Below are 26,397 nucleotides of genomic sequence, written 5' to 3'. Positions count from 1 at the left end.
TCACTTGTAGGAGTGAGCCTGCTCGCGATAGCGATTTCGAATTCAAAAACTAACTCAAGAGGGATTTTTCTCGATCCGAAGCGCCTTGGCCTTGGCCTCAACCACCAGATACATCACCACCGTAATCAACAACGGCAACAGAAAATAAATCGCCCGATACGCCAGCAACCCCGCCACCAGACTGCCGCGCGAAGCCTCGTGTTGCAGCAGCGCCACAAACACCGCTTCCAACACCCCAAGGCCCGCCGGAATATGCGTGATGACCCCGGCAATCGCGCTGATCAGCAACACCCCCAGCACCAACGGATAATCCAGTTTGCTCGGCAGCAACGTGAAGATCACCGCCGCCATCAGCGACCAGTTCAACGCTCCCAACAGCAGTTGCAGGACCGCCATGCGCAACGACGGTAGATTGATTTCCACCCCGCGAATCGACCACTCGCGGCGCTTGGAAAACTGGCACGCCGCGAGATAGCCGGCACTGATCAGTAGCAACAGCACGCCGATGCCTTGCAGCGCACTGCTGCTTATTTTCCAGCCCGGCGGCATCGTCACCAATCCGCTGCTGAACACCACGCCGGCAATGGTCATGTAGCCAAACCAATTGGTCGCCAGGCTCAACCCGAGGATCTTGGCGATGTTGCCTTTGCTAACCCCCAGTCGCGAATACAGGCGATAGCGCATGGCGATCCCGCCAACCCACGCGCTGAGATTGAGGTTGAACGCATAGCTGATGATCCCCACCGGCAGGATCTGTTTCCAGGTCAGGTCCTGACGAATGTAGGTGCGGCCGATCAGGTCAAAACTGGCGTAGACCAGAAAACTCAGCAGGGTCAGGCCGGCGGCGATGATCAGCGTGCGCAGCTTGAAGTCGGCAAGGGTTTGCAGCACTTCGGCCCATTCGATACGCGTGGCGAACAGCGTCAGCAAGACGATCAGTGCGAGGAAAAACAGCAGGCTCAACGGGCGTTTCCAGCGACTCCATTTCGAGTGCGTCGCTGGTGCCGAATGACCGCTCGAATGCGCTTCGGAATGGCTCATGGCGTGTTTCCTCGAAATGGCTTGAGCCGTGGTTTGTGCGCCGGCAGCCAACCGGCCATCGCCGGAAAATGCCGCAAGAAATGGAACACCAGAAAACCCACGGTCATGTGCCAGATCCGACCACGCGGGGACTTGCTCGGGTCCATGGCTTTGCAGTGGTTCTGGCTGAGGTCTTCAAGACGCTCGAACAGATGCTGATTGAACGCGCGGTCGCGGATCAGCACGTTGGCTTCCAGGTTCAGCGACAGACTCAGCGGATCGAGATTGCTTGAGCCGACGGTGCTCCATTCTTCGTCGACCAGCGCGACTTTGCCGTGCAGCGGGCGCTGGCAATATTCGTGGATCTGCACGCCGGCCTTGAGCAAGTAGTCGTAGGTCATGCGCGCCGCCAGTTTGGCCACCAGCATGTCCGGTTGCCCCTGCAGAATCAGGCGCACCTCGACTCCACGGCGTGCCGCATTGCGGATTTCCCGCAACAGGCGATAACCGGGGAAGAAGTAGGCGTTGGCGATCACGACCCGGCGTTTGGCGCGCCGTAGCACCTGCAGATACACGTCTTCGATGTCGGAGTTGTGCTGGTCGTTATCGCGGAATACCAGGCGTACTTGACCGTCGTGATCGTTGAACGCCATTTCCGCGCGGCGCTGGCGCCGGCGTTGCCACCAGAAGCGTGCGCGTCCGGGGCGACCGCTTTGCAGCAGGGCAAAGTGGTGGATGTCAGCGACCACCGGCCCCTGGACTTGCACCGAGTAATCCTGCTTGGCTTCGGGGCCAAAATCGGCCAAGTGATCGCCGGAAAAGTTGATCCCGCCAATAAACGCGACCAGGCCGTCGACCACCACGATCTTGCGGTGCAAGCGGCGGAACCAGTTGGTGCGGATGCCCAGGCGTTTCGGTGCCGGATCGAAGATTTGCAGGTGCACGCCGGCTTCGCTCAGTGCGGTGAGATAACCGGTGCTCAACTCGCCGCAACCGAAGCCGTCGAAGCTCACGGTGGTGCGCACGCCTCGTCGCGCGGCGTCGATCAGAATCTCCTGCAACTCGGCACCGACCTTGTCTTCGAAAACGATAAACGTCTCAAGGAGGATTTCACTCTTCGCCGCGCGCATCGCGTCGAACACTCGCGGGAAATACTCCTCGCCGTTCTCCAGCAACTCAACGCGATTGTTGCCCTGCCAGCTGTACTCGACATCAACATGGCCGGGCTCGCGTATCGGCGGGTTGATGGCGATCGGTTCCACGGCGGATTTCTCCAGCGGCGCACTGCTCATAGTTCGATCTCTACCGATAAAGGAACGTGGTCGGAAAGGTGCGACCAGGGCCGGTTCGCCAGGACTTTCGGCTGGCTGGCCTTGAGGTTGCGCACGTAAATACGGTCGAGCCGCAGTGTCGGCAGGCGCGCGGGAAAGCTGCGCGCCGGTTTGCCCTGGTGCTCGGCGAATACTTCGCGCAGGCCGCAGGGTTTGAGCTGCGCATCGGCGCGCTGGCGCCAGTCGTTGAAATCGCCAGCGACGATCACTGGTGCGTCGTCGGGCAACTCCGCCAAGCGTTGCATGAGCAAGTCCAGCTGGGCGTTGCGATGACTCTCGCGCAGGCCCAGATGCACGCAGATCGCATGCACTTCGGTGCCGTCACCGGGCAGGCGCAGCACGCAATGCAGCAGGCCACGGTTCTCATGGCCGCTGATCGATACGTCGAGGTTGTCGTGGCGAATGATCTGGAATTTCGACAGCAGCGCGTTGCCGTGATCGCCCTCCGGGTACACCGCGTTGCGCCCATAGGCGAACTGCGGCCAGAGGCTGTCGGCGAGGAATTCGTATTGCGGCATCGTCGGCCAATTGTTGTAGCGCTTGGGGTGCTGTTCGTGGGTGCCATGGACTTCCTGCAGAAACACCACGTCGGCGGCGACGCTGCGCACCGCTTCGCGCAACTCCGGCAGGATGAAACGCCGGTTGAGGGCGGTGAAACCCTTGTGGGTATTGACCGTCAGCACGGTGAACGTGCGTACCGATGGCGCGACTACCGAGCCTTCGTCTGTAAAACCGACCGGTTCCGGAATGCTCATGCCAACACTCCTTCGCCAGCGGGTTCGCCGGGGGTGGTGGCGAGGTCTTTATCCAGTTCGAAACGGTGCAGCAACTCGCGAGCGTCATACGGTGCGCGGACTTTGATGTCGTTATCGAAATAGCAGAATACCTCTCGGGATTTGCGTGCGCGTGGCTTCAAGCGTGGCGCGATCAGATGAGCATCTTTGGGTTGCTCGCCGTGGTGCCAGGCGTCGATGCGCTCGGCCCAGCGCTTGAGTGCCGGTGCGGTGTAGCCACTGGCATAAAGTTCTTCGGCGCCGTGCAGGCGCAGGTAGACAAAGTCGCTGGTGAGGTCTTCGCGGTACGGCCATTTATTGGCGGTGTCGGCGATCACCAGTGCGGTGTTGTGGCGTTTCAACAAACGCACAAAGTCGGGATCGAGGAAGCTATCGTTGCGGATTTCCACGGCATGGCGCAGTGGCTTTTTGCGCCAGGCTTTCATGCTGGCGTGGCCATGCAGGTGGGAGTCGTGCTGATGGGCGAGGGTGGCGGCGGCTTCGGTATCGTGGGGCAGTAGCGCGAGGAAATGTTCAAAGCGCTCAGGCTCGAATTTGAAGTTCGGCGGGAACTGCCAAAGGATCGGCCCGAGCTTTTCCTTGAGCTCCAGTACCCCCGAGGCGAAGAAATTGGCCAGAGGCTTTTCGATCTCGCGCAAGCGGCGGATGTGGGTGATGAAGCGCGGCGCCTTGACGCTGAAAACGAAGTCGTCCGGCGTTTCGGCGTACCACTGTGCATAGCGTTCGGGCCGTTGCAGGGCGTAGAACGATCCATTGATTTCGATGCTGTTGACCGCCCGCGAAGCGAACTGCAATTCGCGTTTCTGCGCCAGTCCTTTGGGGTAGAAATCCCCGCGCCACGGTGCGTAGCGCCAGCCGGAAATACCGATGTGGATCGTTGCCATGCCGCCCTCCGTCGAAAGTCCTCGTGTTGCCGGTATCCTTTGATGACTGCGGGCGGTTCGGGAAAGTTTCGATGGCGTTACGGACGGTCACGTCCAAGTCGAGGATCAAAAGCGTTCCCCCTCACCCCAACCCTCTCCCCCAGAGGGGGCGAGGGGGAAGGGAGCTGATCTTCAGGGTTCTCGGGATTTGAGTTCGCCTCACAAGGGGTAAGGGAGCTGGTCTTTATGGTTTCCAGAACTTGAATTCGACTCCGGACTTTCAGGTCGATGTAATTCTTGTATTCAACTCGGTCGGCTCCCTCTCCCTATGGGCGGTCCGACGTTTCGGGAGGGCTGGGGTGAGGGTGCTCTTGAACTTGCTGTGCAATTACCGATCAGTTCCTTACAGGTTCAGCCAAGGGAGATCGGAGTTTTGGGCAAGTTCAGGATCGCCATTCTGCTGGGAGCACTGTTGTTTCTCGGCGCCAGTGAAATCGACGCCGCCGCGTTGCCGGGCATCCCGGCCGCCGCCGAAGAGCCGGCCAAACCCGAGCCAATAGTGCAGGGCGGTCTGCTCGGTGCAATCAGTTCCAGCATCGACGACGTCCAGGACAAGCTCGATCTCAACGAACACCTGGTCGATGCCTGGCGCCTGCGCGCCGATCGCGCCGCCGATGAAGTCGACAAACTGGTCAACCAACCCTCGAACCGCTCGGGCTGGAGCGTCGCCGGGGACTTCCTCACGCTGTCGGGCGTTTGGCTTGGCAGTTTCGCGTTGTTGACCGTGCTCGGCAGTTTGATGGCCAAGCGTCTGCGCGAGGGCCGCTGGTTGCGCACCCGCCAGCGCAGTCAGGATCTGATTGGTTACTTGCTGCCGTACACCGTGCCGGCGCTGATCTGCCTGCCGCTGACTCTGTACGTCAGCCATTTTCTGCAAGCTTCGGTCGGCCGCGCGCTGGCGCTGTGTCTGGCCTACGCCACCAGCAGCGGCATCTTTTCCACCTCGATGTTGCTGTGCGTGGTGGTGATGTTCAACGTTGGCCATAAACGTCCGGCGGCGCGGATCATTCGTGATTATTGCCCGCGGCCGCTGTTCCTGATCGGCTTCCTAGCCGCCCTCAGCGATGCGCTGACCAGTCCGCAGATTGCCCGGCAACTGGGCGGCAACATCACCAGCAGTATCGCGGTGTTCACCGGGCTGATCGCCTCGATCATTTTTGGTTTGCTGGTGATTCGACTGCGCCGCCCGGTGGCGCATTTGATCCGCAATCGTTCGCTGAGCCAACGCCTGAAACAACCGTCGTTGCAGGAGTCGCTGCGGATTTTCTCGGGACTGTGGTACTGGCCAATCGTGCTGATGGTGCTGGTCTCGGCAGTGAATCTGATTGGCATCGGCGAGGACAATCAGAAGGCCCTGCGTTGCGCGTTGTTCACCACGGTGTTGCTGATCGGCACGGTGTTCCTCAGTACGATCCTGCAGCATCTGTTCAAGTCACGAAAGGCTGAGGCAATCCAGCGCAGCAGTGCCTACAAGGAGCGTTTTCTCAGCCTGTTGCACGCTTTGCTGCGGATTGTCATCGCCATCGCGTTCATCGATATCCTCGGGCGGATCTGGGGCGTGTCGCTGCTCGATTTCGCTCAGAGCAGCACGGTTGGACGAGCCATCAGTAACGCGCTGAGCAGCATTGGCCTGATCTTCCTGGTCACTTGGTTGCTGTGGGTGGTACTCGACACAGCGATTCAGGAAGCGCTGAAACCGCCACTCAGCAAACGCGCGGCGCGCCAGCCGAGCACACGGGTGAAAACCATCCTGCCGCTGCTGCGCAACGCGATCAAAATCATCCTCGTGGTGATCTGCGCAATCACCACTATGGCCAATCTGGGGATCAACGTTGCGCCACTGCTGGCCGGTGCCGGAGTGGTCGGTCTGGCCATCGGTTTCGGTTCGCAGCAACTGGTGCAGGACGTGATCACCGGGCTGTTCATCATCATCGAAGACACACTGTCGATTGGCGATTGGGTGGTGCTTGATTCCGGACATGCCGGCACCGTCGAAGGGCTGACCATTCGCACCCTGCGTCTGCGTGACGGCAAGGGCTTTGTGCACTCGGTGCCGTTTGGTCAGATCAAAGCAGTGACCAACCAATCGCGGCAGTTTGCCTTTGCGTTTTTCTCGGTGCAGTTCACCTACGACACGGACGTGGATAAGGCCATCGAGTTGATCCGCGAGACCGGCGATTCGATCCGTGAAGACCCGTTCCTCAAGTACAACCTGCAAGGGCCGCTGGATGTGTTTGGTGTGGACAAGATGGATTTGAACGGCGTGGTGCTGACGGCGCAGTTCCGCACGGTATCCGGTGGGCAGTATGCGGTGAGCCGGGCGTTCAATCAGCGTTTGAAGAAGCTTGTGGATAACAGCCCGGTGGTGCATTTCGCGCAGACTTATCCACAGCAGGTTTTGTTGCCGAAGCGGCAGCAGGAAGGGGCGGTGGTGGTGAGCGAGGTGCCGCAGGAATCGCGGACTTAACGGGTGGATTTTTGGTGGGAATGCCAGCGCTATCGCGAGCAGGCTCACTCCTACAGGGGAACGCATTCCAAATGTAGGAGTGAGCCTGCTCGCGATGGCGCCAGACCCGCCAACCTCAATGCCGGATCAGCTTGCCGCGCACCTGCTCCATATCGATCTGATCCAGCTCCAGCCAAAACTGCTGCTTTCCGGCAATCTCCGCCGCCGCTGGAATCCCATCCCGATAGACCAACCGATTACTCACCAGCGCCGGCACTTTCGTGCCTGGCAACAACGTCCCGGCCAGGTTCAATGGATCGACCCCGCACACCGCGACCAGACTGCCGTCATGCGGCCGCCGCCGCACTTCGCGCAACAATGGAATCGCCTCGGGCAAGGCAAACTGTTCCCCCGCCAAACCACTGACAAATCGTCCACCGCGAATCTCGCCCCGTGCTTCCAGCCGATGAAACGTGCGCAGCAATTCGCGCCAGCTCGGCAACCAGTCCGCCTCACGCTCCAGCAAGCGCCAGAACACCACGCCATAACGGCGCAACAATGTCATCGCGACATGTTCCAGGGTTTCGCTGTTATCCACAGCCGTTCCGCGCCGCAGCAACGCCCAGCGCCCGGCATCATCCATTCCACCGACAAACGCCCCGCGCCCGCGACGACTGCTGCGCTGCTGGCGTTTGCTCGGCGGGGTGATCAAGGCGCGCAGGCCGGCGAAGCTGTCGGCGTTCACCAGACCGGCGCCAACCAGCTCCTGCAAGGCGATTTCCAGCTCGGTGCGCAGCAGGTGCGCTTCATGACTCAGCTCGTCAAAAAACAGCGCGCCGTGTTGACTCAAGGCTTCAAAAACCTTCTGGGTTTTCGGCGAAAGTTCGCTCACCGGCGTCTGTTCGGCCAGCGCACTCCACAGGCCGACCTGACTGCGCGGCAGCAACACGATCGGCGTGCTGCGCAACGCCGTGCCGCTGACTTTCTGCCGGGCACTGAGGCGCGTCCACACCAGTTTGCCGTTGCGGCACAAATCATCCAGCCAGCTCGGTGAGTAGTCTTTGAGGCGGGCCGGAAGAATGTCGCTGTCCCACGCCGAAGCGGCCGCCGGGTAGCCTTCGAACTGGCCGACAATCGCTGGCAACACGGCGCTGCCCTGACCGCGAGTTGTGGGCGACAGATGCTGCCAGTCGAACAGAAACCGCATGAAATCCTGCAGCGCGACCGGTTCGATTTCCCGGCGCAGGCGCTTGACCGTGTAGCGATGAATGCGCGCGAGCAGATGCCGTTCGCACCATTCCTCAATGTTGACCTTGGGCGTGAACTGGCCGCGTAGCACGTAACCTTCGCGCTCCAGTTGGGCAAGGGCTTGATGGACTTCAGTGGCCTGCAACGCGAGCGGTTCGGCAATCGCGGATAACGGCAGCGGTCCGAAGGCACCGAGGCGTGCGCGGATCACTTCGACCAGCGCTTCATCGAACGTCCACGCCTCATCGAATCCCGGCAGCGCCTCCAGTTCGGCTTGCAATTTGGCCTGTGGATAAAGCGCTTGCAGACACGTCAGGCGTTCGCGGGCCAGCCACAAGCCATGCTCGGCATCGATCTGTAGACGGCAGGCGCGACCACTGCTGGCCAGATTTTCCAGCCATGCACGCCAGCCTTCGTTCGTTTGCACTTCCTCATCGCTGATGCACGCCAGGCTCATCAGCGCCTCATGCATTTCATCCACAGCGTTCGGCGTCGGCCACGCCTCTTCATGCACGGCGGCAATCGCGTCCGCATCCAGCGCACCGAGGTCATCGGTCGATTGCGGATCGCTCCAGCGCCGGTTGATTACCGCTTGAGTGCGCCGTTCTTCCAGCGGTGCATCGTCGAGAAAGGTGTACGGCCGCGCACTGAGAATTTCTGCGGCGAGCGGCGATGGCGCCGGCAAGTCTCGGCTGATCAAGCGCACGTCGCCACGCTCCATGCGCCGTAGCAGATTGAGCCAGCCCTCGCTGTCCATCGCCTCGTGCAGGCAATCGTCGAGAGTTTGCTCAATCAAGGGGTGTTCGGGAATCTCGCGCTCGCCAGCAAGGTTTTCCAGGCAGGCGATCTGATCGGGAAACACGCTGGCGATCAGGTCTTCGCTTTTCATCCGCTGCAACTGCGGCGCAACTTTGCGCCCGCCGGTAAAGCGCGGCAATGCCAGTGCCACCCCGGCATTCCAGCGCCAGCGCACACCGAACAGCGGCGCATCGAGTACGGCTTGAATTAGGATGTGCTCGGCGCTGTTGCTGTGCAGGTAACGCCAGACGTCATCGAGTTCGAAGCTGTGGCTGGTGGACAGCGACAGGACGATCGCGTCTTCGCTGGCGGCGGCCTGCAATTCGAAGTTGAAGGTGCGGCAGAAACGCTTGCGCAGGGCCAGGCCCCAGGCGCGGTTGATGCGGCTGCCGAACGGCGAATGGATGATCAATTGCGTGCCGCCGGATTCGTCGAAAAAACGCTCCATCAGCAGCGTGTCTTGCGAGGGCAGGGCGCCGAGGGTCTGCCGGGCGCGGGCGAGGTATTCGACCAATTGTTCGGCGCTGGCGCGGTTGAGGCCGAGGGTCTGTGTCAGCCAGTCGAGTGCCGGTTGCAGATTGCCGGGGCTGGCGCTGAGCAGTTCATCGAGTTGTGCTTGCAGACGTGCGACAGCCGATGACAATTCATCGCTGCGTCCCGGCGCTTCGCCGAGCCAGAACGGAATGGTCGGCGGCTGGCCGTGGGCATCCTCGACGCGGACCTTGCCGGTTTCCACGCGCAGGATGCGATAGGAGGTGTTGCCGAGCTGGAACACGTCGCCGGCAATACTTTCCACCGCGAAGTCTTCGTTGACGCTGCCGATGTTCAGGCCATGCGGCTCGAGCATGACGCTGTAGTCGGCGTTATCGGGAATGGTGCCGCCGCTGGTCACGGCGGTCAGTTGTGAACCGCGACGGCCACGCAAGGTGCGGCTGACGGCGTCGCGGTGCAGGTAGGCGCTGCGGATGCCCTGGCGACCGTTGTAGCCTTCAGCGAGCATGCTCAGCAGGGCTTGATAGTGTTTTTCGTCGAGGTCGCGGTAGGGCGAGGCGCGGCGGAACATCGCCAGCAAGGCGTCCTCCGGCCATTCCTGACAACTGACTTCGGCGATGATCTGCTGCGCCAAAACATCCAGCGGCGCGACCGGGATGTGCAGGGTGTCGAGTTCGCCTCGGCGCACGCAGTCGAGCAGGGCGGTGCATTCGATCAAGTCGTCGCGGGTGGTGGCGAACAAACGGCCCTTGGGTGTGCCGCCCACTTGGTGCCCGGAGCGGCCAACACGTTGCAGAAAACCGGCGATAGAGCGCGGTGAGGCAATCTGGCAGACCAGATCGACTTCGCCGATATCGATGCCCAGTTCCAGCGAGGCGGTAGCGATCAATACCTGCAGTTCGCCGCGCTTGAGTCGTTGTTCGGCGTCGAGGCGAAACTCCTTGGCCAGGCTACCGTGGTGCGCGGCTACGGCGTGTTTGCCCAGGCGTTCGCTGAGGTGCCGGCTCAGGCGTTCGGCCAGGCGCCGGGTGTTGACGAAAATCAGCGTGGTGCGGTGCTCGCGAGCGAGTTCGGCGAGGCGGTCGTAGACCAATTCCCAGACATCGTTGGCCATCACTGCCGACAACGGCACGGGCGGCACTTCGATGCCCAGATCCCGTGGCCGCGCATGGCCGATGTCGATGATTTCGCAGGGGCGCTCATGGCCGACGAGAAACTGCGCCACGGCTTCGACCGGTTTCTGCGTGGCCGACAGGCCGATGCGGGTCAGCGGTTCGCCGCACAGCGCCTGCAGTCGCTCAAGACTGAGGGCCAGATGACTGCCGCGCTTGCCTGCGGCCATCGCGTGGATTTCATCGATGATCACCGTGCGCGTGGTGCCGAGCATTTTTCGTCCCGATTCCGAACCGAGCAGCACGTAGAGCGATTCCGGGGTGGTCACCAGAATGTGCGGCGCGGTCTTGCGCATGGCCGCGCGTTCTTTTTGCGAGGTGTCGCCAGTGCGCACGGCGGTGGTGATTGCCAGCCCAGGCAGATTCATCTGCCGCAGGTGTTGGGTGATCCCCGCCAATGGGTTTTGCAGGTTGATGCGAATGTCGTTGGAAAGCGCCTTCAGTGGCGAGACGTAGACCACCAGGGTTTCGTCGGGCAGGCCGTCGGGATCTTCAAGACCTCGGTGGACGAGGTCGTCGAGCACGGCCAGAAACGCAGTGAGGGTTTTGCCGGAGCCGGTGGGCGCAGCGATCAGCGTCGAACGGCGCTGGCGGATCAACGGCCATGCGCGGGCCTGAGCGGCGGTGACCGTCGCGAATGTGTTGCTGAACCAGGCACTGACGGCGGGGTGAAAGCCTGCCAGGGCCGCGTCCGTGGGGATGGGCAGATTCATGGCTTAAGTTATGCGGGCGCAGGGGGGAAGATGCAAGTACCGTTCGGGCCTCATCGCGAGCAGGCTCACTCCTACAGGGGAATGCATTTCAATTGTAGGAGTGAGCCTGCTCGCGATGGCGCCAGTCGAAGCGCTACAAATATCCGGGATGTACACTTTACGGATGACGGTTGCGCACTAAACCCGCAAAATGCAACGATTCCGGCAATTATCGACGACGGTTTCACAAGAGCCGTCGCTAAAGCCATCGTTCCAATCAGACTGGGCCTGCTGACTCTATGCGAATGCGCCTTATGTTACTGGGCGGCGGAAATGCCCTTGGGCAGGCGCTGATTCGCCTCGGTGCAGAGGAAGACATCGGTTTCCTCGCCCCCCGCCCGCCCGAAAACGGCTGGGATGCCGCGAGCCTGACCCAATTGCTCGACGACACCCGTCCCGATGCATTGATCAATCTCGCCTACTATTTCGACTGGTTCCAGGCCGAAACCGTCAGCGAAAGCCGCATGGCCGGGCAGGAACGTGCGATCGAGCGTCTGGCCGAACTGTGCCAGCACCACAACATCGTCCTCGTGCAGCCCTCCAGTTATCGGGTGTTCGACGGTTCGCGTGCCACGGCGTACAGCGAAAAAGACGAACCGGTGCCACTGGGTTTGCGCGGTCAGGCGTTGTGGCGAATTGAACAAAGTGTGCGCGCCACTTGCCCGCAACACGTTTTGCTACGATTTGGCTGGTTGCTCGATGACAGCCCGGACGGCACTCTGGGGCGCTTCCTCGCCCGCGCCGAACAACCGGAAGAGTTGCTGCTGGCCGATGACCGCCGTGGCAATCCGACCCCGGTCGACGATGCCGCGCGAGTGATCATTTCGGTGCTCAAACAACTCGATTGCGCCGCGCCGCTGTGGGGCACTTACCACTACGCCGGCCACGAAGCGACCACACCGCTGGCGCTGGGCCAGGCGATTCTGACCGAAGCGCGCAGCCTGCACGCCCTAGCGATCGAAGCACCAACCGCCCAGGCTCACGCCGCGCGACCGGACGCTGCCGAAGAGCCGCAACACGCGGTGCTGGCCTGCAAGAAAATTCTGCACACTTTCGGGATCAAACCGCGCGCCTGGCGCGCCGCACTCCCGGGCTTACTGGATAGGTTCTACCGTCATGGCTGAAGGGACTGTTTTAATCACCGGCGGAGCCGGATTCATTGGCTCGCACCTGACCGACGCCTTGCTTGCCAAGGGGCATTCGGTGCGCATTCTCGACGATCTGTCGACCGGCAAGCGCAGCAACCTGCCGCTGGATAACTCCAAGGTTGAGCTGATTGTCGGCGATGTCGCCGATGCGACGCTGGTGGCCAGAGCCATGCAAGGCTGCAGCGCAGTCGCTCACCTGGCGGCCGTGGCGTCGGTGCAGGCCTCGGTGGACGATCCGGTGAAAACTCACCAGAGCAACTTCATTGGCACGCTGAATGTCTGCGAAGCCATGCGTCTGGCCGGGGTCAAGCGCGTGTTGTATGCCTCCAGTGCGGCGGTGTACGGCAACAATGGCGAGGGCGAGTCGATTGATGAAGAAACGCCCAAAGCCCCATTGACGCCTTACGCTTCGGACAAGCTGGCGGGCGAACATTATTTCGATTTCTATCGCCGCCAGCATGGCCTGGAGCCGGTGATTTTCCGCTTCTTCAATATCTTCGGCCCACGTCAGGATCCGTCCTCGCCGTACTCCGGAGTGATCAGCATCTTCAGCGAACGCGCACAGAAAGGCTTGCCGATTACCGTGTTCGGTGACGGTGAGCAAACGCGCGATTTCCTCTATGTCGAAGACCTGGTCGATTTGCTGGTACAGGGCATCGAAAAACCTGAGGTGGAAGTCGGTCCGGTGAACGTTGGATGGAATCAGGCGATGAGCCTCAAGCAAATGCTTGAAGCCCTGCAAGCGGTGGTCGGTGAACTGCCGCCGATCAGCTATGGCCCGGCGCGTTCAGGTGATATCCGTCATTCGCGGGCGAACAATGCGCGTTTGCTGGAGCGCTTCAAGTTGCCGTCGCAGACGCCGATGAGCGTGGGTTTGGCGCGGTTGTTGGGGCGTGCCTGAAAAGAGCCCCTCATCGGAACGCCGCCCGCCTAACCCTCTCCCGGGGGGAGAGGGGGCTGACCGAGGTGTTTGTGCGAGATACATCGACCTGAAATATCGAGTCGAACTCGAATTTGAAAAGCACACAAATCGGCTCCCTTTCCCCCTCTCCCTGAGGGAGAGGGCTGGGGTGAGGGGGATAGATCACAAACTCACCACGCATTCCAGGCAGACATGAAAAAGGCGCCCTTTGACAGGCGCCTTTTTCACGGCCGGAATATGTCGCTACTCCTGTGGCAAGGGGATGTTATCCCCCGATCAACTGCGTACGGTCGCCGTCAGTTCTATGCCTGCTCACCACCAAGCCTCATTCACCACCACGTGAACGTTCGGTCAATCGACTTAGAACTTATAGCCCAAACCGACCATGTAGATGAACGGATCCACATCCACATTCACCCGTGCGCGAGTGCCCGGCGCAACGGCGTTGTTTTCGACGGTGGCGCGGGTGTCGATGTCGATGTAACGCACTTGGGCGTTGAGCATGATGTTGTCGGTCAGCATGTAGTCGGCACCGACCTGCCAGGCCAGGCCCCAGGAGTTTTTCGCCTTGAAGTTGCTGAAACCGTTAGCACTGGCTTCGCTGCCGACGTGTTCGTCATAGATCCAGGTGTAGTTGATACCGCCACCGACATACGGCTGGAACGGCGACTTCGAATCCAGCGGGTAGTAGACGACGCTGAGGGTCGGCGGCAGGTGTTTCAGGGTGCCGAGCTTGCCGTTGGCCGCTGGCAGGGCAGTACCCTTGAGCTTGACGTCATGCTCGAAAGGCGTGGCCGCGAGCAACTCGAGGCCGACGTGATCGGTAAGCATGTAGGCGAAGTTCAGACCCAATTGAGTGTCGCTGCTCATGGTCGCTTTGCCGCCCAGATTGGTGCCGCTCAACGGACCCTGATCGACCTTGACGCTGGAGCTGTCGGCCTTCGGGTTGACGGTGATCGCACCGGCGCGGATGAGGATGTCACCGGCTTCGTGGGCGTGGGCGAGCGGGGCTGCGAGCGCGAGGGCAAACAGCGAAGCGCTGAGCAAGGACTTGTTCATGGGGGCTCCGAAAGGACGTTAGAAATGTCTGATGTCCTATGGTACGAAGCCAACTGATACGGTCTTTTGACTCAGCTCAATGAAACAGTGAAGGGGCGGGTTCCTGTGGAACTTTGCCGGCCTCTTCGCGAGCAGGCTCGCTCCCACCCTGGAATGTGATTTCCTGTGGGAGCGAGCCTGCTCGCGAAGACGATAGATCAGCCAATACAAAACTACCGGGGTCTACTCCGGCAGTTCATACACATAAATCTTGTCCGCATCCATCTGATACCCGGCATCTGCCAGTTCGCTGCTCGACGCCTTGACCTGCAACGGTCCCTCGACCCAGTACGGTTGATACAGCTCATCAAGCTTCACGCCCAACTCGCTTTTCACATGCACAATCTGGTTCGACGGCGGTGGCGGCACGTGGATGCAGGCGCCGAAATACGGCACCAGCAAAAAGTCCGTGGTGCGTCCTTCTTCATTGACTTCCAGCGGCACGATATAACCCGGCAAACGAATGTTCTGACCGTCGAGGGACTTCACCACCGGCGCGTTCGGCAGGTCCTGCTTGGCCGCTGGCGCCGACTCGGCGGAAAGCGCGTCACTCATCTTCGACATGTCGTGCAGCGGGGTCATGTTCGGCACTTCCGGCGCGGCGTCCGGCGGAATCATTTCCGACCACGTCAGGTCTTTCGGCGCCGCTGCCCACACGGGCAGGGCGATCAGCAACAGCAGCGCGAGTGCAGCGCGGGGCATGGTGAACATCCTCATAAACGGATCGACAGGCCATCGGCCAAGGATTGGCGATAAGCGCGCCAGGCCGGCACGCTGCCCATCAGCAGCGCGGCCGCCAGAATGCCACCGAGCAGCGTCCATTCATACTCGCTCGGCCACGCCAGCGGCAGATACAAACCGTAATTGGCCTGTACATAACCCTGCGCGGCGGCGATGCCGATGTACAACAACGCCACCCCGGCAATCACCCCGGTCAGCGCCAGTGCAAACGCCTCGAGCACCAGCAGACTCGCGATATGCCAAGGGCGCGCACCGACCGAACGAAGGATCGCCATCTCGCGACGCCGTTCGTTAAGGCTGGTGAGAATCGCCGTGAGCATGCCGATCAACCCGGTCAACACCACAAACAACGAGACCACGAACAGCGCTTTTTCAGCGGTGCTCATCAGGCTCCACAACTCCTGCAAGGCTACACCCGGCAGAATCGCCAGCATCGGCTCGCCACGGAATTCGTTGATCTCGCGTTGCAGGGCGAAGGTGGAAATCTTGCTGTTGAGGCCGAGCATGAATGCGGTGATCGCTTGCGGCGTCAGGTCCATGTTGCGCGCCTGATCCGCTGTGATCCGCCCATTGCCACGCGCCGGAACACCGTTGTGCCAGTCGATATGAATCGCCTCCATGCCGCCGAGGCTGATGTGCAATGTGCGATCGACCGGGGTGCCGGTGCGCTTGAGAATGCCGACCACGGTGAACGGTTTGTCGTCGTGCTTGACCAGACTGATCGCGGCCACGCCGTGGGCCAGCACCAGTTTGTCACCGAGCTTGTAATGCAGCGCATCGGCCACTTCCGCACCGAGCACCACTTCAAAAGGATCGGTGGCAAACGCACGACCGTCCGCCAGTTGCAGATGCTGCTGGCGACCGTACTGGTAATGCTCGAAGTAGGCTTCGGTAGTGCCCATCACCCGGTAGCCACGATGGGAGTCGCCGAGGGACATCGGGATCGCCCACTTCACTTTCGGGTTGCTGGCGAAGTGTTCGAAGCTGTCCCAGCGGATGTTGTTGGTGGCGTTGCCGATGCGGAACACCGAGTACAGCAACAGGTTCACCGAGCCGGAACGGGCACCAACGATGAGGTCGGTGCCGCTGATAGTACTGGCGAAACTGGCTTTGGCCTCGGTGCGCACCCGCTCAACGGCGAGCAACAGACACACCGAGAGGGCGATGGCAAAAGCCGTGAGCAAAGCGGTGAAGCGGCGGTTGGCCAGGCTGGCCATGGCCAGACGAAACAGATACATCTCAGACCTCGGCAGACGTGGCGGCGCGATTGAGTTCGGCCAGGGACAGGTGACGGTCGAACAGCGGCGCCAGGCTCTGGTCGTGGCTGACGAACAGCAGACTCGATCCGGCCTCGCGGCATTCGGCGAACAGCAGGCGGATGAAGTTTTCCCGGGCGTCGTAATCCAGTGCCGAGGTCGGTTCGTCGGCGATCACCAGCTCAGGCTGACCGATCAAGGCACGCGCGGCAGCGACCCGTTGTTGCTGACCGATTGACAGTGAGTCAGCGCGACGGCTGAGGATGCTTTCATCCTTTAAGCCGAGGTGGGCGAGCAGGGTGGCGGCGGCTTGATCGACGCTGCCGTGGCGCTGTTTCGCCCGTTGCGCGCGCAGCTTGGAAAAGTGACACGGCAGTTCAACGTTCTCGCGTACCGAAAGAAACGGCAGCAGGTTGAACTGCTGGAAAATGTAGCCGGTGTGATCGACGCGGAAGGTGTCGCGAGCGCCGGCGGAGAGTTCGGTCAGCTCCTGGCCGAGCAAGCGAATGCTGCCGCGACCGGGTTTCTGCACGCCGCCGAGCAGACCGAGCAGGGTGGTCTTGCCGCTGCCGCTGGGGCCTTTGAGGAACAGGGTTTCACCGGCTTCCAGACGAAACGCCGGAATGTCCAGCAGCGGCGGATGACCGGGCCAGTTGAAGCCCAGGTCGGACAGTTCGATGAGTGCTTGGGTCATGGCACCAGTTTCATGGTTGGACACTGAACCCTTGTGGGAGCGAGCCTGCTCGCGAATGCAATCTGACAGTCAACCTCGATGTCGACTGATGCACCGCTTTCGCGAGCAGGCTCGCTCCCACAGGGGATTTTCGGTGTTATCAGAATTTCAGCGAGGCAGCCTTGGCCGTCACTTCGGTACCTTGCTGGCCGCTGGCGCTGATCAGTTGTACCTGAATTTTCTGCGTCGCCGGGAAGGTATTGAAGACGTTAGCTAGGTCCAGGGTCTTCAACGCACCCGGTGTGGCGCAGTTGAATTGGTAATGCGCGTGGATTTCGCTGTGGTCGTGGTGATGCTCGTGACCGTCCTTGTCCGCTTCATCGTCGTCATGGTCATCGGTATCCGGCTTGTCGCCGAACAACGGACTTTCCAGTTCCTGACTGACCACTTTGCAACCGGCAGCAGGGGGCAGGCTGAACAGGGTCAGCGGCTTTTCCAGTTGCGCACGGGCGGCAGCGACTTTGGCCTTGTCGGCGTCCGTGGTCGCAACGTGTTCGAAACCAACGAGGTTCATCGCCGGGCTTTCCAGCTCCAGCTCAAGGGTCTGGCCATCGAGCGCGGCATTCAGACGGCCAACACCATGTTCATGCGCACCGAGGCTGCCGTGTTCATGGTCGTGATCGTGCTCATCGGCAGCATGGGCGATGGTCAGCGGCAACAGGGCAAACGGCAAAGCGAGCAGCAGACGACGCATGACGGTCTCCGGGAAGTAAAGTGAAGAGTTTGTTATGTAATCTTATAACGAAAGTTCGCAGAGTTTGCCCGTGCGCTTGGCGTTGCACAAGTCCCGTGGGAGCATGCAGGTCAGAAAAGTGCAGGAGCGAACTCAATGTTGCGGATACGCGGAACCGTCGGCGACGTGCCGGTGGATTTGACGGTGGAGCTGGATGACGGGGACTGGGCGAAGCTCGGTTCGGCACTGAATGGGCAGGCGCCGGTTGCTCAATCTGAGGCGGTCGCGTCCGCCCCGGCGGCGAAACCGCTGAATCAGGACGATGCCTTGTGGCAGTTGGCCAAGGATCTGTTGCGCAAGGCCGGGCAGCTCAGCGGTCCGGATCTGCTTGATCAACTGGAAGGGCTGACCGGCAGCGCGGTGGCGGGCAAACGCTTGTTGGTGCGCCTGCGCCACAGTGCGGACGTGAAAGTGGTGAGCGGCGGGGATACGCCGCTCTACAGCTGGATCGAGTGAACCGCAAAAGATCGCAGCCAGCGGCATCTCCTACAAGGGTGTACACGATCCCAATGTAGGAGCTGCCGCAGGCTGCGATCTTTTGATCTTAATAAAGCGCAGCAAACATTTTGCGGCGGTACATCGTCACCAACGGATGATCATTGCCCAGCAGCTCGAACACCTGCAGCAAGGTCTTGTGCGGCAGGCCTTCGGCATAGTTGCGGTTGCGGACGAACAGCTTGAGCAAAGCATCCAGCGCCGCTTCGTACTGCTGACGCGCCAGTTGCTGGATCGCCAGTTGATACACCGCTTCATCGTCCTGCGGATCTTTCGCCAGTCGCGCTTTCAGGTCGGCAGCATCCGGCAAGTCACGCGCCAGACCGAGGAACTTGATCTGTGCCTTGGCTCCGGCCAGTGCAGCCTTGTGCTCATCACTCTTGACCGCATCCAGTACGGTTTGCGCTTCGTCCAGTTCGCCGCGCTCGGTCAGGCAACGCGCGTAGAGGATCAACGCCTTGGCGTTTGTGTTGTCCTCAGTGAGCATCAGCACCAGCGCCGCTTCGGCATCGGCGTAACGACCGTCATCGAACAACGCCTGAGCCTGCTCGAACGGATCGGCTGCGGCCGGTGGTGGCATCTGCACGTGCGGCTCAAGCAGGGCGCGCACGGCGGATTCCGGTTGTGCACCGGCAAAGCCGTCGACCGGCTGACCGTCCTTGAACAGCACCACGGTCGGCAGGCTGCGAATACCGAAGCGGGCGACGATGTCCTGCTCGATGTCGCAGTTGACCTTGGCCAGCAGCAATTCACCCTGATAGCTCTCGGCAATGCCCTGCAGCATCGGCATCAACGCCTTGCATGGCGCACACCATTCGGCCCAGAAATCCACCAGCACCGGTTTGTTGAAAGAGGCCTCGATCACCGACTGGTCGAAATCGGCCGTCGTGGCGTCGAAGATGTATGGCGTTTGCTGACTCATGGGGGTTCTCGTCAAAGCGTGGATGGGGCAACTATACGGCTTGGCGGGGGGGGCCGGAAGGCAGAGATGTGTTGTCTGGCAGGACGCCTTCGCGAGCAGGCTCGCTCCCACAGGGAAACGCATTCCAAAGGTGGGAGCGAGTCTGCTCGCGAAGCTTTTAGCTAGCGCCGCGCATGGTAGAGGCTGACATGTCTGAATTCTTCCGGCTCCGCCAGATCGGGCAAGGTCATCGCCTCAAGCATTTCAATGCGCTCATACAATGGATGCCTAAAATCCCGAACCCGCGAATCCGCCACCAGCGCTTCACGGCCACGACTTAAAAACGCATCGAGCAACGGCAAGTTCGCCCGGTCGTACAACACGTCCGCCACCAGAATCAGATCAAACCGATCCGCTTCGGCAAAGAAATCCGTCGAATAACTCATCTGTACATCATTCAGCTCGGCATTCGCCCGACACGCGGAAATCGCCAGAGGATCGAGATCGCACGCCACCACCTCCAGCGCCCCGGCCTTCGCCGCCGCGATCCCGGCAATCCCGGAACCAGCGCCGAAATCCAGCACACGCTTGCCGCGCACCCACTCGGGAAATTCCGCCAGATAACGCGCCACCGCCAGACCGCTGGCCCAGCAGAAACCCCAGTACGGTGGCTCGTGCAGAATTCGCTGAATTTCTTCCTGGCTGAATTCACGATCCATGTTGTCGCCATCGATCAGCCATAGCTGTAAATCAGTGTCCGGCAACGCACAGACTTTAAGTCTGGCGTCGCCGAGCAGTTCACCTAACGCCTGTTGCAGGTCGAGCGGTGCATTCATGGTGCTTTGACAAATTGCAGTTGGCCCAGCGCCTGGGTGGTCGGCTGGCTGATGGTTTGCGACGGCAGATGCAGAATCAACTGGCCAGACTGGCTGGCGCGCCCGCGCAGCTCAACCCGCGCGCCGGCCGGGAACGCGTCCGGGTTGAAGCGCAGGCGGAACGGCAGGATCTGGTTGTTGCCGATCAGGCTGGAACTGGCGAGCAATTGTTGCGGGCGATCCTTTTCGTCGATCACCAGCAGCGCCAGTTCGACTTCGGCACCGGCCGGCACGCCTTGCAGGGTGCCGCTCAATTCCCGTTGATAAGCCGGCAGCGGGCCAAGTTCGGCAGCCTCTTTGGCTTTTTTCTGCGCTTGCTGCGGCGCAGGTCCCGGTGCTGGCAGCTGGGGCTTGGGTGCATCGCTGCCACAGGCCACCAGCAGGCTGAAAAGACTGAGCAAAACGAGCGGACGTAACGGCATTGGATGCTCCAGCAAAATGAAATCCATGGATCAAACGATCATGCCGTTCTGTATACCGCAAAGCCTATGGCTTGTCTTGCCACCGGGATGCGCTACCATGGCCCTCCCTTTTTTTGTTGCCAGCCACCATGCACTGTCCCTTCTGCGGTGCCAACGACACCAAGGTCATCGACTCGCGTCTGGTCGCCGAGGGCGAACAGGTGCGCCGCCGGCGTGAATGCCTGGCCTGCGGCGAGCGTTTCACGACGTTCGAGACGGCCGAACTGGTGTTGCCGCGCCTGATCAAAACCGACGGCAGCCGCCAACCGTTCGACGAAGAAAAACTCCGCGCCGGCATGCAACGCGCCCTGGAGAAACGTCCGGTGAGCGTCGAGCGCCTCGAATCCTCCCTGGTTCACATCAAGCACAAGCTGCGCGCCACCGGCGAGCGCGAGGTCAAATCCCTCGTGGTCGGCGAACTGGTGATGGCTGAGTTGCAAAAGCTTGATGAAGTCGCCTACATCCGCTTCGCCTCGGTGTACAAACGCTTCCAGGACCTCAATGAATTCCGCGAAGAGATCGACCGCCTCGCCCGCGAACCGGTGAAAGAATGACCAGCGCCGGCGAGCAGGCCATCCTCGACGCTCACTTCATGGCTCGCGCGCTGGAACTGGCGCGCAAAGGTCATTACACCACCCATCCCAATCCTCGGGTCGGCTGCGTGGTGGTGCGTGATGGGCAGATCGTCGGCGAAGGCTGGCATGAGCGCGCCGGCGAACCGCACGCCGAAGTCCACGCCCTGCGCGCCGCCGGTGAATTGGCCCGGGGCGCGACCGCTTATGTGACGCTGGAACCGTGCAGCCACCATGGCCGCACGCCGCCGTGTGCCGAAGCACTGGTGAATGCCGGGGTTGCCCGGGTGGTGGCAGCGATGCGCGATCCGAACCCGCAAGTCGCCGGACGTGGTCTGCAGCGCCTGGCCGATGCCGGCATTGCTACCGAAAGCGGCGTGCTCGAAGCCGAGGCGCGCCAGCTCAATCAAGGTTTTCTGAAACGCATGGAGCACGGCTTGCCGTTCGTGCGGGTCAAGTTGGCTATGAGCCTCGACGGGCGCACGGCCATGGAAAGCGGCGAGAGCCAATGGATCACCGGCCCGGCCGCACGTTCGGCCGTTCAGCGTTTGCGCGCTCAGGCCGCCGTGGTGCTGACCGGCGCCGATACCGTGCTGGCTGATGGCGCGCGTTTGACCGTGCGTGCCGACGAGTTGGGTCTGGATGCCGAGCAAACCGCGCTGGCCATGAGCCGACCGCCGCTGCGCGTGCTGATCGACGGGCGCCTGCGGGTGCCGCTGGATGCGCCGTTCTTCAAGGCTGGCCCGGCATTGGTCGCCACCTGTGTCGCGATCGAAGAGCAATACGCGCATGGCCCCGAATGCCTGATCGTGCCGGGTGATGACGGTCAGGTCGATCTGCATCAATTGCTGATCGAACTGGCCAAGCGAGGCACCAACGAAGTGCTGGTCGAGGCTGGCCCACGCTTGGCCGGTGCCTTTGCTCAGCTCGGTCTGGTCGACGAATTCGTGATCTTCATCGCCGGCAAGTTCCTCGGTTCTTCGGCGCGGCCGCTGCTGGACTGGCCGCTGGCTTATATTAAGGATGCGCCGGAGCTGAAAATCACTGAAATTCGCGCGGTGGGCGATGACTGGCGAGTCACTGCCATCCCTGTCCTTTCGGCGAGCGTATAATTCCCGGCCATCGCGTTAGCGCTGGCCCAGTTCTCAAGGAGAACCCCATGTTTACCGGCATCATCGAATCCATCGGCAGTATCCGCGCATTGACCCCAAAGGGCGGTGATGTGCGGGTCCACGTCGCCACCGGCAAGCTCGACCTGAGCGACGTCAAACTCGGCGACAGCATCGCGGTCAACGGCGTCTGCCTGACCGCTGTTGAGCTGCCGGGCGACGGCTTTGCCGCCGACGTCAGCCGTGAAACCCTCGACTGTACCGCCATGAACGACCTGAAAAGCGGCAGCCCGGTCAATCTGGAAAAAGCCCTGACCCCGACCACCCGTCTCGGCGGGCATCTGGTCAGCGGCCACGTCGACGGTGTCGGCGAAATCGTCTCGCGCAGCGACAATGCCCGCGCCGTGGAATTTCGCATTCGCGCGCCGAAGGAACTGGCCAAGTACATCGCCCATAAAGGCTCGATCACTGTCGACGGCACCAGCCTGACCGTGAACGCCGTCGATGGCGCCGAGTTCATGCTGACGATCATTCCGCACACCCTGAGTGAAACCATCATGGCGTCGTACAAGCCAGGTCGCCGGGTGAATCTGGAAGTTGACTTGCTGGCACGGTATCTGGAGCGTCTGCTCCTCGGCGACAAGGCCGCAGAGCCGAGCGCTGGTGGCATCACCGAAAGCTTTCTGGCCGCCAACGGCTACCTCAAATCCTGACTGAAGGGGGTGCCTTGTGGCGCTCAATAGCATCGAAGAACTGGTTGAAGACATCCGCCAAGGCAAGATGGTCATCCTCATGGATGACGAAGACCGCGAGAACGAAGGCGACCTGATCATGGCCGCCGAATGCTGCCAGGCCGAGCACATCAACTTCATGGCCAAACATGCCCGTGGTTTGATCTGCATGCCGATGAGCCGCGAGCGCTGCGAACTGTTGAAGCTGCCGCTGATGGCGCCGCGCAACGGTTCCGGTTTCGGCACCAAGTTCACCGTGTCGATCGAAGCCGCCGAAGGCGTAACCACTGGCATTTCCGCCGCCGACCGTGCGCGCACCGTGCAAGCGGCGGCCGCCAAAGACGCCAAGGCTGAAGACATCGTCAGCCCGGGCCACATTTTCCCGCTGATGGCCCAGGCCGGCGGCACCCTCGCTCGTGCCGGCCACACCGAAGCGGCTTGCGACCTCGCGCGCATGGCCGGTTTCGAGCCAAGTGGTGTGATCTGCGAAGTGATGAACGACGACGGCACCATGTCCCGTCGCGCTGAACTGGAAGCGTTCGCTGCTGAGCACAACATCAAGATCGGCACCATCGCCGACCTGATTCACTACCGGATGATCCACGAACGTACCGTTCAGCGGATTGCCGAGCAGCCACTGGACAGCGAACTGGGTCAATTCAACCTGGTGACCTATCGTGATTCGGTGGAAGGCGATGTGCACATGGCCCTTACGCTGGGCACTGTTTGCGCCGAAGAGCCGACTCTGGTTCGGGTGCACAACATGGATCCGCTGCGCGACCTGCTGATGGTCAAACAACCGGGCCGTTGGAGCCTGCGCGCCGCCATGGCTGCGGTCGCCGAGGCGGGCAGCGGTGTCGTGTTGTTGCTTGGTCACCCGCTCGATGGCGATGTGCTGCTGGCACATATCCGTGAAACGGGTGAGCAGGCAGCGCCGAAAAAACCGACCACTTACAGCATCGTCGGTGCCGGTTCGCAGATTCTGCGTGACCTCGGTGTGCGCAAAATGCGTTTGATGTCTGCGCCAATGAAATTTAATGCGATATCCGGTTTCGATCTGGAAGTTGTAGAATACGTGCCCTCCGAATAATGACCGGTTGTTTCCGGTCTCCGATTCGCGGCAAATAAATCACTGAGGGACGCGTAGCAGACGCGTCCCGGCTCTTTAAGAGAACTGACGAATGACCCTGAAGACCATCGAAGGTACCTTCATCGCCCCCAAAGGCCGCTACGCTCTGGTAGTGGGCCGCTTCAACAGCTTCGTCGTTGAAAGCCTGGTCAGCGGTGCAGTTGATGCCCTGGTTCGCCACGGCGTGAGCGAAAGCGACATCACCATCATCCGCGCACCTGGCGCCTTCGAAATCCCGCTGGTTGCGCAGAAAGTCGCCCAGAAAGGTGAATTCGCAGCCATCATCGCCCTCGGCGCGGTCATTCGTGGCGGTACTCCGCACTTCGAATACGTGGCAGGCGAGTGCACCAAGGGCTTGGCCCAGGTGTCCATGGAGTTCGGCGTGCCGGTTGCCTTCGGCGTCCTGACCGTTGATTCCATCGAGCAAGCCATCGAACGTTCCGGCACCAAGGCCGGTAACAAAGGTGCCGAAGCTGCCCTGTCCGCTCTGGAAATGGTCAGCCTGCTGGCACAGTTGGAGGCCAAGTGATTAGCGACGAAAGCGATCGTTTCAACCCGCGCGAGCCGCGTCCAACCGACGCCGGCAAGCCTTCGAAAAGTGAAAAGCGCCGCGCTGCCCGTCAGTTGGCGACTCAAGCGTTGTACCAGCGCCACATGGCCAGTACTTCGCTGAACGAAATCGAAGCGCAGTTCCGCGTCGATAACGATTTCACCTTCGCCGATGCCAGCTACTTTCACGACATCCTGCACGGTGTTCCGGCCAGTCTGACCGAGATCGACACTGCGCTGGCGCCGTGCCTGGACCTGACCATCGAAGAGCTCGACCCGGTTGAACTGTGCGTACTGCGCCTGTCGACCTGGGAACTGCTCAAGCGCGTCGACGTGCCGTACCGCGTGGTGATCAACGAAGGGATCGAACTGGCGAAAGTCTACGGTTCGACCGACGGTCACAAGTTCGTCAACGGTGTGCTCGACAAGCTGGCCCCGCGCCTGCGTGAAGCTGAAGTGAAGGCGTTCAAGCGCTGAAACGCGCTTGATACTTCAATGGGCGAGTTTGAGCTGATCCGCAATTTCTTCGCCGCCGCGCCTTGTGCGCAGGGCGGCGAAGGCGTTGCGCTGGGGATCGGCGATGACTGCGCCTTGCTCGCTGTTCCCCCCGGGGAGCAGTTGGCAATCTCTACCGATACGCTGGTGGCCGGTGTGCATTTCGCCGACCCCTGCGATCCGTTTCTGCTCGGTCAGCGCTCGCTGGCCGTTGCGGTCAGCGATCTGGCCGCCATGGGCGCCACGCCCGTTGCCTTTACCCTTGCCCTGACTGTGCCGACGGTGACTGCTGATTGGCTGCAAGCCTATGCCCACGGTTTGAACCGTATGGCGCAGAGCTGCGGCGTCGCGCTGGTCGGCGGCGATACCACGCGCGGGCCGTTGAGCCTGACGGTGACCGTGTTTGGTCGCGTGCCTGCCGGTCAGGCGTTGACCCGCAGTGGCGCGCAACCGGGCGACTTGCTCTGTGTCGGTGGTGAACTTGGTAATGCGGCCGGCGCCTTGCCGCTGGTGCTCGGTCAGCGTGACGCCGAAGCGAACGTCGCCCAACCGCTGCTCGATCATTACTGGTCACCACAACCGCAACTCGCCCTCGGCCAGGCCCTGCGTGGCAAGGCCACGGCGGCGCTGGATATCTCCGATGGCCTGCTCGCCGACTGCGGCCATATCGCGCTGGCGTCGAAGGTGCGACTTGAGATTGAACGCGAGCGCGTACCGCTGTCGGATGCATTAGTGGCGTTTCTCGGTCAGCGCGGCGCCGAGCGTGCTGCGCTGAGCGGTGGCGATGATTACGTGCTGGCGTTCACCCTGCCGTCCGTCGAATTGCCGGCGCTGCTGGCCGACGGCTGGCCGATCCATGTAATCGGTCGCGTGGCAGAAGGTCAGGGCGTGGTCCTGCTGGATCGCGAAGGTCACGACATCACCCCGCAAATCCGGGGTTATCAACATTTTCAGGAGACACCGTGACAGATCACCCGAAACAGGTTCCGGCCGAATTCGTTCCGCCGTCGGTCTGGCGCAATCCCTGGCATTTCCTCGCGTTCGGCTTTGGTTCCGGCACCCTGCCCAAGGCGCCGGGAACGTGGGGCTCGCTGGTTGCGCTACCCTTTATCCCGTTATGGCAGATGTTGCCTGACTGGGGTTACTGGCTGATGCTCGGGATCACCATGCTGTTCGGCTTCTGGCTGTGCGGCAAAGTCGCTGACGATTTGCGGGTACACGACCACGAAGGCATCGTCTGGGACGAAATGGTCGGGATGTGGATCACCTTGTGGCTGGTACCGGAAGGCTGGTACTGGTTGCTCGCGGGTTTCCTCGTATTCCGTTTCTTCGACATTCTCAAGCCATGGCCGATCCGCTGGATCGACCGGCACGTGCATGGCGGCGTCGGCATCATGCTCGACGACGTGCTAGCCGGCGTGTTCGCCTGGCTGGCGATGCAGGGACTGGTGTGGATTTTCGCCTGAGTCCAAG

The 26,397-nt window shown here is 61.3% G+C and carries 25 protein-coding genes; 12 read left to right on the top strand and 13 right to left on the bottom strand.

The genetic code is table 11. From position 1 onward, the window contains the following. Positions 1-54: 54 nt before the first annotated feature. The 4 genes from HU754_RS26910 to HU754_RS26895 are packed head-to-tail and all read right to left on the bottom strand — an operon-like array spanning position 55 to position 4,029. Positions 55-1,041 (bottom strand): lysylphosphatidylglycerol synthase domain-containing protein, encoded by a 987-nt coding sequence (locus HU754_RS26910; RefSeq protein WP_186621724.1) that lies wholly within the window; start codon positions 1,039-1,041, stop codon positions 55-57. Next, positions 1,038-2,312 carry a cardiolipin synthase ClsB gene (gene clsB, locus HU754_RS26905; protein ID WP_099757301.1) on the bottom strand — a complete coding sequence of 425 codons (1,275 nt, stop codon included), beginning with the start codon at positions 2,310-2,312 and terminating at the stop codon, positions 1,038-1,040. Before clsB ends, HU754_RS26910 begins: the two co-directional genes overlap by 4 nt. Next, the gene (locus HU754_RS26900) at positions 2,309-3,106 is read right to left on the bottom strand and encodes an endonuclease/exonuclease/phosphatase family protein (protein ID WP_093434443.1); all 798 of its coding nucleotides are present in this window, start codon (positions 3,104-3,106) and stop codon (positions 2,309-2,311) included. The genes clsB and HU754_RS26900 overlap by 4 nt, the downstream gene beginning before the upstream one ends. Next, entirely contained in the window at positions 3,103-4,029 is a 927-nt protein-coding gene (locus tag HU754_RS26895) for a DUF72 domain-containing protein (RefSeq protein ID WP_186621726.1), read from the bottom strand. Before HU754_RS26895 ends, HU754_RS26900 begins: the two co-directional genes overlap by 4 nt. A 412-nt stretch (positions 4,030-4,441) precedes the next feature. On the opposite strand from HU754_RS26895, the gene HU754_RS26890 reads away from it, so the two are divergent. Continuing rightward, positions 4,442-6,535 carry a mechanosensitive ion channel family protein gene (locus HU754_RS26890; RefSeq protein WP_186621728.1) on the top strand — a complete coding sequence of 698 codons (2,094 nt, stop codon included), beginning with the start codon at positions 4,442-4,444 and terminating at the stop codon, positions 6,533-6,535. 115 nt (positions 6,536-6,650) lie between these two features. Here the strand turns inward: HU754_RS26890 and HU754_RS26885 are convergent, their stop codons facing one another. Beyond that, positions 6,651-10,937, bottom strand: a complete 4,287-nt coding sequence (locus HU754_RS26885) for a DEAD/DEAH box helicase (RefSeq protein ID WP_186621730.1) — start codon at positions 10,935-10,937, stop codon at positions 6,651-6,653. Positions 10,938-11,215: 278 nt separating this feature from the next. Here HU754_RS26885 and HU754_RS26880 point away from each other — a divergent pair, with 278 nt between their 5' ends. Together HU754_RS26880 and HU754_RS26875 are read left to right on the top strand one after the other, a co-directional pair. Next, positions 11,216-12,100 carry a sugar nucleotide-binding protein gene (locus HU754_RS26880; protein WP_049802170.1) on the top strand — a complete coding sequence of 295 codons (885 nt, stop codon included), beginning with the start codon at positions 11,216-11,218 and terminating at the stop codon, positions 12,098-12,100. Further along, positions 12,093-13,025 carry an NAD-dependent epimerase/dehydratase family protein gene (locus HU754_RS26875; protein WP_186621731.1) on the top strand — a complete coding sequence of 311 codons (933 nt, stop codon included), beginning with the start codon at positions 12,093-12,095 and terminating at the stop codon, positions 13,023-13,025. The genes HU754_RS26880 and HU754_RS26875 overlap by 8 nt, the downstream gene beginning before the upstream one ends. 381 nt (positions 13,026-13,406) lie before the next feature. Here the strand turns inward: HU754_RS26875 and HU754_RS26870 are convergent, their stop codons facing one another. The 5 genes from HU754_RS26870 to HU754_RS26850 all read right to left on the bottom strand — a co-directional run bounded on the left by HU754_RS26870 (position 13,407) and on the right by HU754_RS26850 (position 17,568). Beyond that, positions 13,407-14,105 (bottom strand): OmpW/AlkL family protein, encoded by a 699-nt coding sequence (locus HU754_RS26870; protein ID WP_007910962.1) that lies wholly within the window; start codon positions 14,103-14,105, stop codon positions 13,407-13,409. 222 nt (positions 14,106-14,327) lie between these two features. Continuing rightward, on the bottom strand, positions 14,328-14,846 hold the full coding sequence (locus HU754_RS26865) for a DUF3299 domain-containing protein (protein ID WP_093434953.1): 519 nt from the start codon (positions 14,844-14,846) through the stop codon (positions 14,328-14,330). 11 nt (positions 14,847-14,857) lie between these two features. Continuing rightward, the gene (locus tag HU754_RS26860; RefSeq protein WP_093434459.1) at positions 14,858-16,123 is read right to left on the bottom strand and encodes an ABC transporter permease; all 1,266 of its coding nucleotides are present in this window, start codon (positions 16,121-16,123) and stop codon (positions 14,858-14,860) included. Position 16,124: 1 nt separating this feature from the next. Continuing rightward, entirely contained in the window at positions 16,125-16,835 is a 711-nt protein-coding gene (locus HU754_RS26855) for an ABC transporter ATP-binding protein (RefSeq protein ID WP_016984101.1), read from the bottom strand. Positions 16,836-16,974: 139 nt separating this feature from the next. Then, a complete protein-coding gene (locus tag HU754_RS26850; RefSeq protein ID WP_186621739.1) occupies positions 16,975-17,568 on the bottom strand; it encodes a DUF2796 domain-containing protein in 594 nt (197 codons plus the stop codon). A gap of 135 nt (positions 17,569-17,703) precedes the next feature. On the opposite strand from HU754_RS26850, the gene HU754_RS26845 reads away from it, so the two are divergent. Then, complete coding sequence (locus HU754_RS26845) at positions 17,704-18,063, top strand: hypothetical protein (RefSeq protein ID WP_099757297.1); 360 nt, start codon at positions 17,704-17,706, stop codon at positions 18,061-18,063. An 88-nt stretch (positions 18,064-18,151) separates the two neighbouring features. Here HU754_RS26845 and trxA read toward each other — a convergent pair whose 3' ends face one another. The 3 genes from trxA to HU754_RS26830 form a co-directional block, all read right to left on the bottom strand. Further along, a complete protein-coding gene (gene trxA / locus HU754_RS26840) occupies positions 18,152-19,024 on the bottom strand; it encodes a thioredoxin (protein ID WP_186621741.1) in 873 nt (290 codons plus the stop codon). Positions 19,025-19,185: 161 nt separating this feature from the next. After that, positions 19,186-19,839: a class I SAM-dependent methyltransferase gene (locus HU754_RS26835; RefSeq protein WP_186621744.1), complete on the bottom strand. Its 654-nt coding sequence runs from the start codon at positions 19,837-19,839 to the stop codon at positions 19,186-19,188. Further along, a complete protein-coding gene (locus HU754_RS26830) occupies positions 19,836-20,300 on the bottom strand; it encodes a YbaY family lipoprotein (RefSeq protein ID WP_186621745.1) in 465 nt (154 codons plus the stop codon). Before HU754_RS26830 ends, HU754_RS26835 begins: the two co-directional genes overlap by 4 nt. 128 nt (positions 20,301-20,428) lie before the next feature. On the opposite strand from HU754_RS26830, the gene nrdR reads away from it, so the two are divergent. From nrdR to HU754_RS26790, 8 genes are all read left to right on the top strand, one after another. Next, a complete protein-coding gene (nrdR, locus tag HU754_RS26825) occupies positions 20,429-20,893 on the top strand; it encodes a transcriptional regulator NrdR (RefSeq protein WP_007910946.1) in 465 nt (154 codons plus the stop codon). Next, entirely contained in the window at positions 20,890-22,023 is a 1,134-nt protein-coding gene (gene ribD, locus HU754_RS26820; RefSeq protein WP_186621747.1) for a bifunctional diaminohydroxyphosphoribosylaminopyrimidine deaminase/5-amino-6-(5-phosphoribosylamino)uracil reductase RibD, read from the top strand. Before nrdR ends, ribD begins: the two co-directional genes overlap by 4 nt. A 47-nt stretch (positions 22,024-22,070) precedes the next feature. Then, positions 22,071-22,733, top strand: a complete 663-nt coding sequence (locus tag HU754_RS26815; RefSeq protein WP_093434480.1) for a riboflavin synthase — start codon at positions 22,071-22,073, stop codon at positions 22,731-22,733. A 16-nt stretch (positions 22,734-22,749) separates the two neighbouring features. Further along, positions 22,750-23,841 carry a bifunctional 3,4-dihydroxy-2-butanone-4-phosphate synthase/GTP cyclohydrolase II gene (gene ribBA, locus HU754_RS26810; protein ID WP_039761895.1) on the top strand — a complete coding sequence of 364 codons (1,092 nt, stop codon included), beginning with the start codon at positions 22,750-22,752 and terminating at the stop codon, positions 23,839-23,841. A 91-nt stretch (positions 23,842-23,932) separates the two neighbouring features. Beyond that, positions 23,933-24,409: a 6,7-dimethyl-8-ribityllumazine synthase gene (gene ribH / locus HU754_RS26805; protein ID WP_003228649.1), complete on the top strand. Its 477-nt coding sequence runs from the start codon at positions 23,933-23,935 to the stop codon at positions 24,407-24,409. Continuing rightward, complete coding sequence (gene nusB, locus HU754_RS26800; RefSeq protein ID WP_034153728.1) at positions 24,406-24,906, top strand: transcription antitermination factor NusB; 501 nt, start codon at positions 24,406-24,408, stop codon at positions 24,904-24,906. Before ribH ends, nusB begins: the two co-directional genes overlap by 4 nt. Before the next feature lie 18 nt (positions 24,907-24,924). Further along, a complete protein-coding gene (gene thiL / locus HU754_RS26795; protein WP_186621749.1) occupies positions 24,925-25,890 on the top strand; it encodes a thiamine-phosphate kinase in 966 nt (321 codons plus the stop codon). Next, complete coding sequence (locus tag HU754_RS26790) at positions 25,887-26,390, top strand: phosphatidylglycerophosphatase A family protein (protein WP_007910933.1); 504 nt, start codon at positions 25,887-25,889, stop codon at positions 26,388-26,390. Before thiL ends, HU754_RS26790 begins: the two co-directional genes overlap by 4 nt. Positions 26,391-26,397: the final 7 nt, after the last annotated feature.

The organism is Pseudomonas zeae (genome assembly GCF_014268485.2).
Taxonomy (GTDB): Bacteria; Pseudomonadota; Gammaproteobacteria; order Pseudomonadales; family Pseudomonadaceae; genus Aquipseudomonas; species Aquipseudomonas neuropathica.
Note: the sequence above shows the minus strand (reverse complement) of the source record. Positions and strands in the feature narration are given on the sequence as shown.